Origin of the sequence: Streptococcus halitosis (assembly GCF_027691175.1) — a bacterium.
In the GTDB taxonomy this organism is placed as follows: Bacteria; Bacillota; Bacilli; order Lactobacillales; family Streptococcaceae; genus Streptococcus; species Streptococcus halitosis_A.
Map to the genome: position 1 here is coordinate 20,691 of NZ_JAQFBD010000001.1, position 14,918 is coordinate 35,608.

Below are 14,918 nucleotides of genomic sequence, written 5' to 3' on the forward strand. Positions count from 1 at the left end.
TAATTTAGATTTTTTAATGTATAATCTATTATATCAAAAATTTAGACAATATGTTTAAAAAAAAGGAGGAAATATGTTTAAAGAATGGAAAGCAATTTTTAAAAAACCGACATTCATTATTGTAATGATAGGGATTTCTCTTATTCCAGCTTTATACAATATCATATTTTTATCGTCAATGTGGGATCCATATGGTCAAGTATCGGAGTTACCTGTAGCAGTTGTTAATAATGATAAGGAAGCTTCTTATAATGGAAATACAATGGCTATAGGAAAAGACATGGTGTCTAATTTAAAAGAAAATAAGACTTTGGATTTTCATTTTGTCAATGAAGAAGAGGGGAAAAAGGGGTTAGATGATGGCGAATACTATATGGTAGTGACTTTACCAAGTGATTTATCTGAAAAAGCTACTTCGATCCTAACAAATCACCCTGAACAGATGCAAATTGATTATCAAACTTCAAGCGGTCGTAGCTTTATTGCAAGTAAGATGAGTGATTCTGCAATGACACAATTAAAACAAACCGTCTCTACGAATGTAACTGAAACATATACCAAGGCACTATTTCAAAAAATGAGTGACTTGAAGTCTGGGATAAATAAAGCAGCTGATGGAAGTGAACAACTGGCTGATGGGACTAATCAGTTAGCAAAAGGAAGTCAAACATTGACGACAAATCTCAATACTCTAGCTAACTCAAGTGTAACTTTTTCAAATGGTGCTAATCAATTTACAAAAGGATTGTCTGCCTATGTATCTGCCATAGAGCAATTACATCTTGGTTTAGGAACTTTTAATAGTGGTTTACAAAGTTATACAAATGCAGTTTCACAGGTTGACACTGGACTTGGTCAATTGGCCTCAAGAACTCCTGAGTTGGTGACAGGTGTAAATCAGCTGAATACAGGTATAAAGACCTATACAGGTGGAGTTTCACAACTCAATTCAGGTCTCAGTCAATTTTCGGTTGGTGTCAATGCCTATACAAGCGGAGTTGACAAATTATCTGTTGGTACAAACCAACTATCAAGTCAATCAGATACATTGAGAGACGGTATTACTCAATTAAATAAAGGAATCAAAAAAATATCCACACAATTAAATACTTCATCTCAACAGAAAGAGGATATAACACAGTTAGCAAGCAGTTTAGATGAGTTGAATAAGGCTCTCCAATCAGTTACAGTTTCAGATAATACTGATCTTAAAAATACAATATCTAATGACTTAACAAATATAACGACTCTTGCTCAAACTATTGTGACTAATAGTCAAGCAGAGCAAGAGAAAACTCTTACAAATCTTCAAGCAACAGCAACTTATCAATCTCTCACTGAAACTCAGAAAAAAGAATTGACTGAAGCTGTTTCAAATAATTCTAATTCTACGATAGAGTCAGCAAAAGCAATTTTAACGACGGCAGGAGATTTAAAAGAAAATTTAGGAAGTATAAACCAACCAGTCTCTAATCTTTCTACTTTACAGACTAAAGCAAATCAACTTTTACCTATAGCGTCTAGTTCCTTGACATCTATGTCAAGTGGATTTACACAGTTGCAAAATGCTGTAGATAATCAGTTAGTTCCCGGAAGTCAATCAATTGAAAATGGAGTTAATGCGTATACTAAAGGATTGGATACTATTTCTTTAGGTGTAAATCAACTAAGTGAAAAGAATACAACTTTAACAACAAGTTTGGATCAATTGGTTTCTGGCTCAACCAAGTTGACAGAAAACTCTTCAAAATTGACAACTGGTTTGGATACTCTAGCTGGGAAAACTCCAGAATTAGTAACAGGTATTGAAAAACTATCATCTGGTTCTAACCAATTAAATAGCAAGAGTCCGGAATTAATTGCAGGACTTGATAAAATACAGCTTGGTTCAAGTCAATTAACAGATAAATCAAGTCAATTGCTTTCAGCTAGTTCTCAATTAGGAAATGGAGCAGCAAAAATTGCAGATGGTGCTGGAAAATTAGCTGAAGGTGGAGCAACTTTAACTGCTGGTATTGAAAGTTTACAAGTAGGAACTACTGATCTAGGACAAGGCTTAAGAAGTGCTAGCAATCAACTAAAATCAGCATCAACAGAGTCAAAAAATGCAGAAACATTAACGGAACCCTTAAGTCTTTCAAAGACAGATAATGATCAAGTTCCTGTAAATGGGATTGCTATGGCTCCTTATATGATATCAGTCGCTCTCTTTGTCGCTGCATTATCAACAAATATGATTTTTGCTAAATTACCTTCAGGTCGTCATCCTGAAACTCGCTGGGCTTGGTTCAAATCTCGCTTTGAGATAAATGGAGTTATAGCTGTTTTAGCCGCTGTCTTAGTCTATGGTGGCGTTCATCTTATTGGTCTAACAGCAAATCATGAAATGAGAACCTTGTTCTTAATTATTATCGCAAGCTTAACATTTATGTCTATGGTAACTGCATTAACAACATGGAATAGTCGCTTAGGTGCTTTCTTCTCTCTTATTTTGCTATTATTGCAATTAGCATCAAGTGCGGGAACTTATCCACTTGCTTTGACAAATGATTTCTTTAAGGGTGTCAATCCTTGGTTACCAATGAGTTACTCTGTATCAGGTTTACGACAAACAATCTCTATGACAGGAAATATTCATCACCAAGTGATTTTCCTTATTATAACACTAGCTTTCTTTACTGCTTTAGGTATGCTAGCTTATCAACCTAAGAAAATGGAAGAAGATTAAAAAGATTGGCCAAGGAATTGGTCAATCTTTTTCTGTCTTAGATAAATTTCGTCTGTGATTATAGATTCCAAAAAGAAGAAGGGCAGTTAGTGAGCAGGCTGCTCCAATAACAAAACCATTAGGGATAAAGGAAAGTGTAATGGTACCTTTTCCCTTTGGAACATCAACCTTCATAAAACCAGTTTGAGCCTGCTTAATTTCAAGTTTTTTTCCATCTTGGTATGCAGACCAACCTTTGTCATAAGGAATAGTGAAGAAAATAGAGGTATCTTGTTTTACTTCATATGTAGCAAAGACTTTATTTTTAGAGGTGGATACTTCTACAGGTTGTTCTTCAATTTTTTGGATTGCCTCAGTTAGGGCCTGAGTATCTAAACGATAGAAGGTTGGAGATTCAAATGATACCTGAGAATTTCCAGGGAAGCTAACACTGATATTGAAAGTTTTTTGTTCTTCAGTATAACCTAAATTAAAGAAATTAAATGCATTGTCAGTTGTAAAAGTCTTTTTTTCTCCATTGACAATGATGTCAACTTTCTTTTGCTTATCGTTTGTAAAATGAAGATTTGAAAAAGAGAGATAGACTTGACTATTTTGAGGAACCTCAATTTGATAATCAATCTTTGCATCTTCATTCGCAGAACCTGTGATGCTCGTTAAACCATCTGAAGTATCTGTTTTATCAGATGCTATTTGGGAGAAGTAATCTAAGTTGAGATTAGCAAGCTGGTTTATAAATAAAGCCTGATTATCTAAAGTGTGATTGTTAAAGTTTACATCTTTGTAAATAGATTGAGTGGCAAAGGCAATGGGTAAAGAGAGTTGATTTTTATATAAGATTAAATGATCCTTTTGATAAATCTCTTGAAAGCCATACTTATCAAGTGAAGTTTCAGAAATATTGTATTGGATTCCAAATAAACTGTCTGCTAAAAGACTGTTATTTGCATAACGGAGATTAAGGTTGGTTCCAGAGGATTTGAATCCAAGTTTGTCCAAACTAGTGCTAGCTGAACGATTTCGTACAGACGAGAATTGAGAGATTCCATTGTAGTTAAATTTCATACTGTCATTTCCAGTCTGAATTTGCAGTTTTTCAGTACGTGTAAATGGATTGTCAATTTGGTTTAGAATGGATTCCATAGAGGTGATATCTCTATTATAGGCGCTACGAGAAGCAAAGGCCCATTCTTTAGCTATTCCTTCCATTTGAGATGATGCATTTAAGCTTATCTCAGCCGTTATAAATAAAGACAAAAGAATTGCAAATAGATTTACAGAGATAAATTTTCTAATGACTGTAAGAAGTAAAAGAGCATAAACTAGTAGAAATTCAAGAGTGAGCAGGATATTCAAATCAGTTAAAAAAGAATAGTGTGATTTAAAATAGACAGTGGCCAAAAATCCTGTTAGTACAAGAAAAAGTGAGAAAAATAGATTCCATAGCTTCAGTTCTTTCAGACGATTTAATACTTCTGCTGCAGTATAAATTAACAGAGTGGAAAAAATCCAAGCATAGCGATGCAAAAACATATTCGGGGTATGCATCCCTTGCCAAAATAAATCAAGTGCTTCTATATAAAAACTTATTATTAAAAAAGTAAAGAAAATTGCATAGGTAAGTTTCACGTGAAACCTTATGGATTTTATTGTGAAAAATAGAATGGTCAAAATAAAAGGAAGCAGTCCAACAAAAATCATTGGTATAGATCCATACTTAGTTGTATCAAAAGATCCAATGAATTGTTTTGCAAAAATATCCAAATACCAGCTACTATCTGTCTTTAATTTTGTGATGGCAGTCAACTTCTCTCCATGAGTTTGTAAATCAAACAGTGTAGGAAGAGTCATAATCAAACTAGCCATTCCAGCTAAAAAGGAGGTAACAACAAAATCAAGAAAAGATGATTTTCGAGTTTTAAAGTCCCAAGAAATTTGGCAGAGATACCAGAAAATAAGAAACAATGCTGTCATATACCCAAAATAATAATTTTGAATAAATAAGATTGACAAACTTGTAAAGTATAGTAGGCGCTTCTTTTGTGTTATAAGTAGGTGTAAACCAGTTATAATTAAAGGAATCAAGATAAAAACATCTAGCCAGGTTTTAATCTCTAACTGACTGACAGTGAAGCTCATTAAAGCATAGGAAGTAGATAATGCAAGTTTTAAAAATTTTGGGATATCTTTAAATAATCTAGTCAAACTAAAGAAGGTTGACAGACCAATCAATCCAAATTTTAAGAGAGTGGTTAGATAGACAGCATCTGGCATATTCGACAGATTAAAAAAGTAAACTATGGGTGAAAGAAAGCTACCCAAGTAATAACTAGATAGAGCATAGAAATTCAGTCCGAGGCCACTTGTAAAGGTGTAAAACAAACTACCATTTCCATGTAAAATATTTCGTAAAGCCACATCAAAAATAACGTATTGATGGAAACCATCTCCTAATAGTGGAGATGTATCGCTATTCCAGTAGATACCTTGAATTAGGTATACTCCAGTCATAATTACTACAGGAATGATAAAAGAAACAAAATAGGTCCAATATGTTTTAAAAAATGATTTCATGTTACCTCGTAGAATGATAGAAAACTCAGTTGGTTACCCCAACTGAGTTTTGAAGTCTTATTTAATCTTTCCAAAGTTCTTTAACTTTTGCTTGTACTTCTGCATTTTCTAGGAATTCATCGTAGGTTTCATCAATACGATCAATGACGCCATTATTAGACAAAACAATGATATGGTTTGCCAAAGTTTGGATAAACTCGTGGTCATGACTGGCAAAGATGATTGATTCTTTAAAGTTTTTCAATCCATCGTTCAAGCTTGAGATAGATTCCAAGTCCAAGTGATTTGTTGGATCATCAAGTACAAGGACATTTGATTTCAAGAGCATGAGTTTTGAAAGCATGACACGTACTTTTTCTCCCCCTGACAAGACGTTTACAGGTTTGTTAACCTCATCACCAGAGAAGAGCATACGACCAAGGAAACCACGTAGGAAGGTATTGTCATCTTCTTCTTTACTTGCAAATTGACGCAGCCAGTCAAGGATTGACTCTCCTCCTGCAAAATCAGCCGAGTTGTCTTTTGGCAAGTAAGAACGGCTAGTAGTAACTCCCCACTTGACAGTTCCTTCATAGTCGATGTCACCCATAATGGCGCGAATCAATGCAGTCGTTTGGATGTCATTTTGTCCAATAAGAGCAGTCTTGTCACCTGGACGCAAGATGAAACTAATATTGTCTAGGATAGTTTCGCCATCAATCTTTACAGTTAAATTTTCTACTGTCAAGAGATCATTACCAATCTCACGTTCTGCTTTAAAGTTGATAAATGGATATTTACGACTAGATGGCACAATCTCTTCTAATTCAATCTTGTCAAGCATTTTTTTACGAGACGTTGCTTGTCTTGATTTAGAAGCATTAGCAGAGAATCGAGCAACGAATTCTTGCAATTGCTTAATTTTTTCTTCTGCCTTAGCATTACGGTCTGCTAGCAATTTAGCAGCAAGCTCAGAAGATTCCTTCCAGAAGTCGTAGTTTCCGACATAGAGTTTGATTTTTCCAAAGTCAAGGTCGGCCATATGAGTACACACTTTGTTTAAGAAGTGACGGTCGTGGGATACTACGATAACGGTGTTATCAAAGTCAATCAAGAAGTCTTCTAGCCAAGTAATAGACTGGATATCCAACCCATTGGTTGGTTCGTCCAAGAGAAGAACGTCTGGTTTGCCAAAAAGTGCTTTAGCAAGGAGAACCTTCACTTTTTCACCATTGGCCAATTCGCTCATGTTTTGATAGTGCAATTCTTCTGGAATGTTTAGGTTTTGAAGTAGTTGAGACGCTTCACTTTCTGCTTCCCAACCTCCAAGTTCAGCAAATTCACCTTCAAGTTCAGCTGCACGAACACCATCTTCATCGGAAAAATCTTCCTTCATGTAAATGGCATCTTTTTCTTTCATGATGTTGTAAAGTTTTTCATTTCCCATAATGACGACATCAATAACTCGCTCGTCTTCATAGTCAAAATGATTTTGACGGAGAACAGAGAGACGTTCATCTGGACCAAGAGAGATGTAACCAGTTGTTGGCTCGATATCACCAGCTAAGATTTTTAAGAATGTAGACTTCCCAGCACCATTAGCACCAATTAATCCGTATGTATTTCCTTCTGTAAATTTGATATTGACATCATCAAAAAGTTTGCGATCACTAAAACGTAGTGAAACATCAGATACTGTAAGCAATGTTTTTCTCCTATAATATGTAATACATTTATTCTACTAGAAAAGAGAGAAATATTCAAATTTTTGTTTGTCAATTTTATGTCAATTAAATTTACAACTTTGTTTACAGCGTATTGGCTATTTGATTTAAAAAATTTTCTGTTATTTTAACAAAAAAATGCTATAATTGAAGAGACCATTTCGAAGGAGAAAAAAATGACGAAACCCATTATTTTAACAGGAGATCGCCCAACAGGGAAATTGCATATTGGACATTATGTTGGAAGTCTCAAAAATAGAGTATTACTGCAGGAAGAAGACAAGTATGAGATGTTTGTTTTTTTGGCGGACCAACAAGCATTGACAGATCACGCCAAAGATCCTCAAACGATTGTAGAATCAATTGGGAATGTTGCCTTGGATTATCTAGCAGTTGGATTGGATCCAAGCAAATCAACTATCTTTATTCAAAGCCAGATTCCAGAGTTGGCTGAACTATCTATGTACTATATGAATTTGGTTTCACTAGCTCGTTTGGAGCGCAATCCTACGGTGAAAACAGAGATTGCTCAGAAAGGGTTTGGAGAAAGTATTCCGACAGGATTTTTGGTCTATCCAATTGCGCAAGCAGCAGATATTACTGCTTTCAAGGCCAATTATGTTCCTGTAGGAACAGACCAGAAACCAATGATTGAGCAAACTCGTGAAATTGTTCGTTCTTTTAACAACGCATACAACTGTGATGTTTTGGTGGAACCGGAAGGTATTTATCCAGAAAATGAGAGGGCAGGACGTTTGCCTGGTCTAGATGGAAATGCTAAAATGTCTAAATCCCTTAATAATGGTATTTATCTAGCAGATGATGCGGATACTTTGCGTAAAAAAGTCATGAGCATGTATACTGATCCAAACCATATTCGAGTGGAGGATCCAGGTAAGATTGAAGGAAACATGGTTTTCCATTATCTAGATGTGTTTGGTCGTCCAGAAGATGCTCAAGAAATTGCGAATATGAAAGAACATTATCAACGTGGTGGTCTTGGTGATGTGAAGACGAAACGTTATCTACTTGAAATATTAGAACGCGAACTTGGTCCTATTCGTGAGCGCCGTATCGAATTTGCTAAGGATATGGGAGAAGTGTACAATATGCTTCAAAAAGGTAGTGAGAAAGCGCGTGAGGTTGCGGGGCAAACTCTATCTGAAGTTAAGGGAGCAATGGGACTAAATTATTTTAAATAATAGATAAAATATGAATCGTAAAACTATCTCTTCCATAGGATCACAGGGATAGTTTTTTTATGATTTCTACCATAAATATAATTGACAAATTTTCATAGAATGGTATGATAGATACAATACAAAAAGAGTCAAGCTCAAAAAGAAAGAAAAGAGGAAACTTCAATGTCTAATTGGGATACTAAATTTTTAAAAAAAGGTTTTACCTTTGATGATGTATTGCTCATTCCAGCAGAAAGTCATGTGTTGCCTAATGATGCAGATTTAACAACAAAATTGGCAGATAATCTGACTTTAAATATCCCAATTATAACAGCCGCCATGGATACAGTCACAGAAAGTCAAATGGCTATTGCCATTGCTCGTGCAGGTGGTCTTGGAGTAATCCATAAAAATATGTCTATCGCGCAACAGGCAGATGAAGTTCGTAAGGTAAAACGTTCTGAAAATGGTGTTATTATTGATCCATTCTTTTTGACTCCAGAACACACGATTGCTGAAGCAGATGAGCTTATGGGGCGTTACCGTATCAGTGGTGTTCCAGTTGTTGAGACACTTGAAAATCGTAAATTAGTTGGTATTTTAACAAATCGAGATCTTCGCTTTATTTCAGATTACAATCAGCCAATCTCAAATCACATGACCAGTGAAAATCTTGTTACTGCTCCTGTTGGTACAGATCTTGCAACAGCTGAAAGCATTCTTCAAGAACACCGTATTGAAAAACTTCCTTTGGTTGATGAAGAAGGTCGTCTTTCTGGCTTGATTACTATTAAAGACATTGAAAAAGTGATTGAATTTCCAAATGCTGCCAAAGATGAGTTTGGTCGTCTCTTAGTTGCAGGTGCGGTAGGTGTCACTTCAGATACATTTGAACGTGCAGAGGCTCTTTTTGAAGCAGGAGCTGACGCAATTGTTATTGATACTGCCCATGGTCATTCTGCTGGTGTTCTACGTAAAATTGCTGAAATTCGTGCTCACTTCCCAGACCGCACTTTAATTGCGGGTAATATTGCCACTGCAGAAGGTGCACGTGCTCTTTATGATGCAGGTGTAGATGTTGTCAAAGTCGGTATTGGACCAGGTTCTATCTGTACTACTCGTGTGATTGCAGGGGTTGGTGTCCCACAAGTGACAGCAATCTATGATGCAGCAGCTGTTGCGCGTGAATATGGTAAAACAATCATTGCTGATGGTGGAATCAAGTATTCTGGAGATATTGTAAAAGCCCTTGCTGCAGGTGGAAATGCGGTTATGCTTGGATCAATGTTCGCTGGAACAGACGAAGCACCAGGTGAAACGGAAATCTTCCAAGGACGTAAGTTTAAAACTTACCGTGGTATGGGATCCATCGCTGCAATGAAGAAAGGTTCAAGTGACCGTTACTTCCAAGGTTCTGTCAATGAAGCAAACAAACTTGTTCCAGAAGGAATTGAAGGACGTGTTGCCTATAAAGGCGCAGCAGCTGATATTGTCTTCCAAATGATTGGTGGTATTCGCTCTGGTATGGGTTACTGTGGTGCAGCTAACCTTAAAGAATTACACGACAACGCTCAATTTATTGAAATGTCTGGGGCTGGTCTAAAAGAAAGTCATCCTCATGATGTACAAATTACTAATGAAGCACCAAACTACTCTATGTAGGAAGTAAAAAAGAACTCCTGATTTTCAGGAGTTCTTTTTGTTTACAGTGTTGTCAATTTTGATTTACAGAAATTTTACCGTTTTGAATATTGAAAATACTAAGGTTTTCTGGCAAGTTTTGTAAGTGGTCTAAACTTGTTGTTGTAATAAAGGTTTGGATAGATTGAGAAATGGTTTCTAGTAATTTTAGTTGCCGTGTATTGTCAAGTTCGCTCATAACATCATCAAGCAGTAGTATTGGAGACTCATTGGTAATACTTTCCATTAGCTCAATTTCCGCCAGTTTTATAGAAAGAACAAGACTACGATGTTGGCCTTGGCTTCCAAAACTAGCATCCATCCCATTTATATAAAAAGAAATATCATCTCGATGAGGACCAACACCAGTATTCTTTTTAAATAAATCTCTGGATCTACTTTTTTCTAAAGCGATTTTAAAGGAACTTGTTAGCTGTTCTTCATAAGTGAAGTTGACAGATGATTGATAAAATATTGACAACTCTTCTAATTGATTTGAAATTTCTAAGTGTTTTTTTTGACCAAATTTCTCTAACTCTTTAATGAATTTTATCCGATGCTTTATGACGCGACAACCGTATTCTACTAACTGATCATCTAAGACTGACAGAAATGTTTCGTCAATCTTTTGGCTGGATTTTAGGTAGGTATTTCTTTGTTTGAGTATATGGTTATAGTTTGATAGGTCTGACAAGTAGATTGGTTTAATTTGTCCCAGTTCAATGTCTATAAATTTTCGACGAACAGAGGGGGCCCCTTTAATTAACTGGAGATCTTCAGGTGCAAAGAGGACCACATTCATATGTCCGATGTAGTCTGAGAGGCGAGCTTGCTTTAAGTGATTGACTTTAGTCACACGCCCTTTTGGCGTTAAATCAATTTCTAGAGGAATAGAACCTGTTTTTTTCTGTAGCAAGCCAGAAAGATGGAGTTGCTCGTCATCAAAATGAATGAGATTTTTATCTGTCCGAGTCCGATGACTACGTGTCAAGGCCAAGAAATAGATTGCTTCTAGAATATTGGTTTTTCCTTGTGCATTTTGACCTAGAAAGATATTTAATTTTGGATTGAAATCAATTTTTGCCTCTTTATAGTTTCGAAAGGTTTTAATTGTTAAATGTTGGAGCCACATAGTTATCTTCCTGGAAAACGTGGAGCTTGTTTGGTCTTAGGTGATGAAGAAGTTTTTTGTTTTTCTTTCTTGACACCTTTATTCATCTCTTTGACAAGTTTAGCAATTCGCTCTTTCTCAATCTTGTCTGCTTGATATTCTTCTTGCTCTTTTAAACTTGGTTGTGTCAAGGTGATGTCAACCTTTAAATCAGGAATGTCAATTGTATCTCCAATACGGATTTTTTTCCCACGTCTACTTTCTAACTCACCATTAAAGTAAACTTGATGCTCTATTAAAAAGGCTTTGATAGCACCGCCGCTTTGTATAATTCCAAGCTCTTTTAGGAGGGCTTGGAGCGTGATAAATTCTTCAAATAATTTGTATTCCATAATTCACCTCAATCTTTGGTATTATACCATATTTTCATCGAAATAGCTGAAGGAAAGTCAGTTGAAATGAAAACGGTTTTACTCTTTAAAGCTATAAAGAGAACAAGAAAAATTTTGATTTTCGTGGTATAATAGAACTCTATATGTAAGGAGGTAAGGTATGGAATTAGTGCCTGGAATTTCAGCACATTTTGTTCAATCCAAAAAGTTTAAAACAAATAAAATTACTATTCGTTTTACTGCTCCCTTATCTCTTGAGACAATAGCAGGACGCATGTTAAGTGCAAGTATGTTGGAGACGGCAAATCAAGCTTACCCAACATCACAAGCATTTCGCAGATATTTGGCAAGCTTATATGGAACGGATATTTCCACAAGTGCTTATCGTAGGGGACAGGCACATATTCTTGATCTAACATTTACCTATGTGAGAGATGATTTTTTAAGTAAAAAGAATGTCTTGACTTCTCAAATTTTGGAATTGGTGAAACAGACTTTATTTTCCCCCTTAGTTCAAGATGGTGCTTTTGAGCCAGCCCTATTTGAAATTGAAAGAAAACAGTTGTTGGCTAGTTTAGCCACTGATATGGATGATTCATTTTATTTTGCTCATAAGGAGTTGGATAGCTTGTTCTTCCGTGATGAGCGTCTTCAATTGAGATACAGTGATTTACGAAATAGCATTTCAAATGAGTCTCCGGAAAGTAGCTACACTTGCTTTCAAGATGCTCTGAAAAATGATCGAATTGATTTCTTTTTCTTAGGTGATTTTAATGAAGTAGAAATTACAGAATCGCTGAAATCATTATCCCTTACAGCTAGAGAGAATTGTGTTCCTATCCAATATTATCAATCTTATTCGAATGTTCTACAAGAAGGAATGGTTCAGAGGAATGTTGGACAATCTATTTTGGAAATGGGCTATCATTCTCCTGTAAAATATGGCGATGATGAGCATTTACCCATGCTTGTCATGAATGGTTTGTTGGGTGAATTTGCACATTCGAAACTCTTTACAAATGTTCGTGAAAATGCTGGAATAGCCTATTCAGTCTCTAGTCAATTGGATTTGTTTAGTGGTCTGTTAAGGATGTATGCGGGTATTGATAGAGAAAATCGAAATCAGGCTAGAAAAATGATGAATCATCAATTGCTAGATCTGAAAAAGGGTAACTTTACAGATTTTGAACTTGAACAAACCAAGGAGATGATTCGACGATCTTTGTTGATGGCTCAAGATAATCAACAGACCCTGGTTGAAAGAGCCTATTTGAATGCTCTATTGGGGAAATCAAGCTTTGATATGGATCGATTGGTGGCAAAATTAGAGAGTGTTGATAAAGAAGCTGTATGTAAAGCTGCCAACAGTTTGAAGTTACAAGCGATTTACTTTATGGAAGGAGTAGAATGACAAAGGTTACTTTTGAAGAAAAATACTATCCTGCTGTAAAGGAAACAGTCTACAAAACACAATTGTCAAATGGATTGACAGTTTCTTTACTCCCTAAGCAAGATTTCAATGAGGTTTATGGGATTGTAACGGTTCAATTTGGTTCTGTAGATGCAACTTATACAAGCTTGGAAAAAGGTTTACGTCATCATCCAGCAGGAATTGCACATTTTCTTGAACATAAATTGTTTGAAAGAGAAAATTCTGAGGATATGATGGCAGCTTTTACTCGATTAGGTGCGGACAGTAATGCTTTTACAAGCTTTACTAAGACCAGCTATCTTTTTTCAACAATTGACCATCTATTAGAGAATTTAGATATGCTAAATGAGTTAGTCGGAGATGCTTATTTTACAGAAGAGTCTGTTTTGAGGGAACAGAATATTATCCAGCAAGAACGAGAGATGTACCAAGACGATCCAGACTCACGTTTGTTTTTTGCAACATTAGCCAACCTTTATCCTGATACTCCTTTAGCAACAGACATTGTTGGAAGTGAAAAATCAATTTCTGAGATTCAAGTTTCAAATTTAAAAGAGAACTTTACAGAGTTTTACAAACCTGTCAATATGTCACTGTTTTTAGTTGGAAATATTGATGTGGAAGTTGTTGAGGAATACTTTTCGAAAAAGGAAAAGAAGACTTTAGAACAGTTTACGGTTTCAAAAGAGCAACTACCCTTGCAGCCTGTGAAGCAAACAGATAGTCTGCGGATGGAAGTTTCTTCACCTAAACTTGCTGTTGCGATTAGAGGTAATGGGCAAATAACAGAAGCTGAGTCTTATCGTCACAATATTTTATTGAAATTACTATTTACGATGATGTTTGGTTGGACTTCTGATCGTTTTCAAAGGTTATATGAGTCTGGGAAGTTAGATGCGTCATTGTCACTTGAGGTTGAGGTCAACAGTCGCTTTCATTTTGTGATATTGACAATGGATACCAAAGAGCCTGTTTCTCTGTCGCATCAATTTCGTAAAGCGATTCGTCAGTTTAGTAATGATGCGGATATTACCGAGGAACATTTAGATCTTGTTAAGAGTGAGATGTTTGGGGAGTTTTTCAGTAGCATGAACTCTTTGGAATTTATTGCAACTCAATACGATCCGATGGATCGCGGAGAAACAATTTTTGATTTTCCGAAAATTTTACAGGAAATTACTTTGGAGGATGTTCTAGAAGCTGGACATCGTTTGATTGATAATGGTGATCTAGTTGATTTTACAATCTTTCCAGCTTAAAAGATGACTAATACTAGAAAGAAGGAATGGTACGTATGAGAAAAAAAACAATTGGCGAGGTTCTACGTTTAGCTAGAATTAACCAGGGATTGAGTTTGGAAGAATTACAGGAAAAAACTGAAATTCAGTTGCATTTTCTAGAAGCCATGGAGGCTGATGATTTCGATTTACTTCCTAGTACCTTCTACGCTCGTTCTTTTTTAAGAAAATATGCATGGGCAGTAGAGTTGGATGAGAGAATTGTTTTGGATGCCTATGATTCAGGTAGTATGATCACTTATGAAGAGGTAGATGTCGATGAAGAAGACTTGTCTGGTCGCAGACGATCAAATAAGAAAAAAACGTCTTATCTCCCCTTGTTTTATTTCGTTCTATTTGCTTTGTCAATTTTAATTTTTGTCACTTACTATGTTTGGAACTACATCCAAACTCAGCCAAGTCCTTCTTCAGCTAATTATAGTGTTGTGAGCTCAACTAGTTCCACAACCTCATCTAGTTCATCTTCTAGTAGTCAGACGTCTAGCTCGTCTTCTACTACGGAATCAACTATTACAGTGTCAGGCGAAGGAAACCGCATTGAAGCTCGGTATAAAACGAGTAAGGAAATCGCTACTGTTCAACTGGCAGTATCAGATGCAACTAGTTGGGTAAGTGTTTCAGGAAGTGAGCTGGAGGGTGGTGTGACACTATCCGCAGACAATAAGAATGCAAAAACAACAGTTTCAACTAAGAATCCCGTTACCATTACTTTAGGTGTAGTGAAGGGAGTTACTGTGACTGTGGACAATCAAACGATTGATACTTCGAAGCTGACAACTCAGACTGGAACTGTAACACTTACATTTACTACAGATTAAG

Annotated in this window: 10 protein-coding genes; 6 read left to right on the forward strand and 4 right to left on the reverse strand. The window is 36.0% G+C overall.

Going from position 1 to position 14,918, the window contains the following annotated elements:
• The first annotated feature begins 73 nt into the window (after window positions 1-73).
• Complete coding sequence (locus PG086_RS00125) at window positions 74-2,728, forward strand: YhgE/Pip domain-containing protein (RefSeq protein ID WP_270747085.1); 2,655 nt, start codon at window positions 74-76, stop codon at window positions 2,726-2,728.
• 21 nt (window positions 2,729-2,749) lie between these two features.
• Here PG086_RS00125 and PG086_RS00130 read toward each other — a convergent pair whose 3' ends face one another.
• Together PG086_RS00130 and PG086_RS00135 are read right to left on the reverse strand one after the other, a co-directional pair.
• Window positions 2,750-5,302, reverse strand: a complete 2,553-nt coding sequence (locus PG086_RS00130; protein ID WP_270747086.1) for a YfhO family protein — start codon at window positions 5,300-5,302, stop codon at window positions 2,750-2,752.
• Between the two features lie 61 nt (window positions 5,303-5,363).
• Window positions 5,364-6,986, reverse strand: a complete 1,623-nt coding sequence (locus tag PG086_RS00135; RefSeq protein WP_270747087.1) for an ATP-binding cassette domain-containing protein — start codon at window positions 6,984-6,986, stop codon at window positions 5,364-5,366.
• Window positions 6,987-7,181: 195 nt separating this feature from the next.
• Between PG086_RS00135 and trpS the strand changes: the two genes are divergently transcribed.
• Window positions 7,182-8,207 carry a tryptophan--tRNA ligase gene (gene trpS, locus PG086_RS00140; protein ID WP_220106654.1) on the forward strand — a complete coding sequence of 342 codons (1,026 nt, stop codon included), beginning with the start codon at window positions 7,182-7,184 and terminating at the stop codon, window positions 8,205-8,207.
• A 162-nt stretch (window positions 8,208-8,369) separates the two neighbouring features.
• Window positions 8,370-9,848, forward strand: coding sequence for an IMP dehydrogenase (gene guaB, locus PG086_RS00145; protein WP_000073416.1), 1,479 nt, complete (start codon window positions 8,370-8,372; stop codon window positions 9,846-9,848).
• 52 nt (window positions 9,849-9,900) lie between these two features.
• Here guaB and recF read toward each other — a convergent pair whose 3' ends face one another.
• Window positions 9,901-10,998: a DNA replication/repair protein RecF gene (gene recF / locus PG086_RS00150; protein ID WP_270747090.1), complete on the reverse strand. Its 1,098-nt coding sequence runs from the start codon at window positions 10,996-10,998 to the stop codon at window positions 9,901-9,903.
• 2 nt (window positions 10,999-11,000) lie between these two features.
• On the reverse strand, window positions 11,001-11,369 hold the full coding sequence (yaaA, locus tag PG086_RS00155) for a S4 domain-containing protein YaaA (protein ID WP_033584618.1): 369 nt from the start codon (window positions 11,367-11,369) through the stop codon (window positions 11,001-11,003).
• Between the two features lie 160 nt (window positions 11,370-11,529).
• On the opposite strand from yaaA, the gene yfmF reads away from it, so the two are divergent.
• From yfmF to rodZ, 3 genes are read left to right on the forward strand one after another with little or no spacing between them, the layout of a single operon-like run.
• Window positions 11,530-12,780, forward strand: a complete 1,251-nt coding sequence (gene yfmF, locus PG086_RS00160; RefSeq protein ID WP_270747095.1) for an EF-P 5-aminopentanol modification-associated protein YfmF — start codon at window positions 11,530-11,532, stop codon at window positions 12,778-12,780.
• Window positions 12,777-14,060 carry an EF-P 5-aminopentanol modification-associated protein YfmH gene (yfmH, locus tag PG086_RS00165; protein ID WP_270747096.1) on the forward strand — a complete coding sequence of 428 codons (1,284 nt, stop codon included), beginning with the start codon at window positions 12,777-12,779 and terminating at the stop codon, window positions 14,058-14,060. Before yfmF ends, yfmH begins: the two co-directional genes overlap by 4 nt.
• A 35-nt stretch (window positions 14,061-14,095) precedes the next feature.
• A complete protein-coding gene (gene rodZ, locus PG086_RS00170) occupies window positions 14,096-14,917 on the forward strand; it encodes a cytoskeleton protein RodZ (protein WP_270747097.1) in 822 nt (273 codons plus the stop codon).
• Window position 14,918: the final 1 nt, after the last annotated feature.

What these genes read in the sequence shown, in the direction of transcription:
- PG086_RS00125 (WP_270747085.1), top strand. Translation starts at nt 74, where the DNA reads ATGTTTAAAGAATGGAAAGCAATTTTTAAAAAACCGACATTCATTATT.
- PG086_RS00130 (WP_270747086.1), bottom strand. Translation starts at nt 5,302, where the DNA reads ATGAAATCATTTTTTAAAACATATTGGACCTATTTTGTTTCTTTTATC.
- trpS (WP_220106654.1), top strand. Translation starts at nt 7,182, where the DNA reads ATGACGAAACCCATTATTTTAACAGGAGATCGCCCAACAGGGAAATTG.
- guaB (WP_000073416.1), top strand. Translation starts at nt 8,370, where the DNA reads ATGTCTAATTGGGATACTAAATTTTTAAAAAAAGGTTTTACCTTTGAT.
- recF (WP_270747090.1), bottom strand. Translation starts at nt 10,998, where the DNA reads ATGTGGCTCCAACATTTAACAATTAAAACCTTTCGAAACTATAAAGAG.
- yaaA (WP_033584618.1), bottom strand. Translation starts at nt 11,369, where the DNA reads ATGGAATACAAATTATTTGAAGAATTTATCACGCTCCAAGCCCTCCTA.
- yfmF (WP_270747095.1), top strand. Translation starts at nt 11,530, where the DNA reads ATGGAATTAGTGCCTGGAATTTCAGCACATTTTGTTCAATCCAAAAAG.
- yfmH (WP_270747096.1), top strand. Translation starts at nt 12,777, where the DNA reads ATGACAAAGGTTACTTTTGAAGAAAAATACTATCCTGCTGTAAAGGAA.
- rodZ (WP_270747097.1), top strand. Translation starts at nt 14,096, where the DNA reads ATGAGAAAAAAAACAATTGGCGAGGTTCTACGTTTAGCTAGAATTAAC.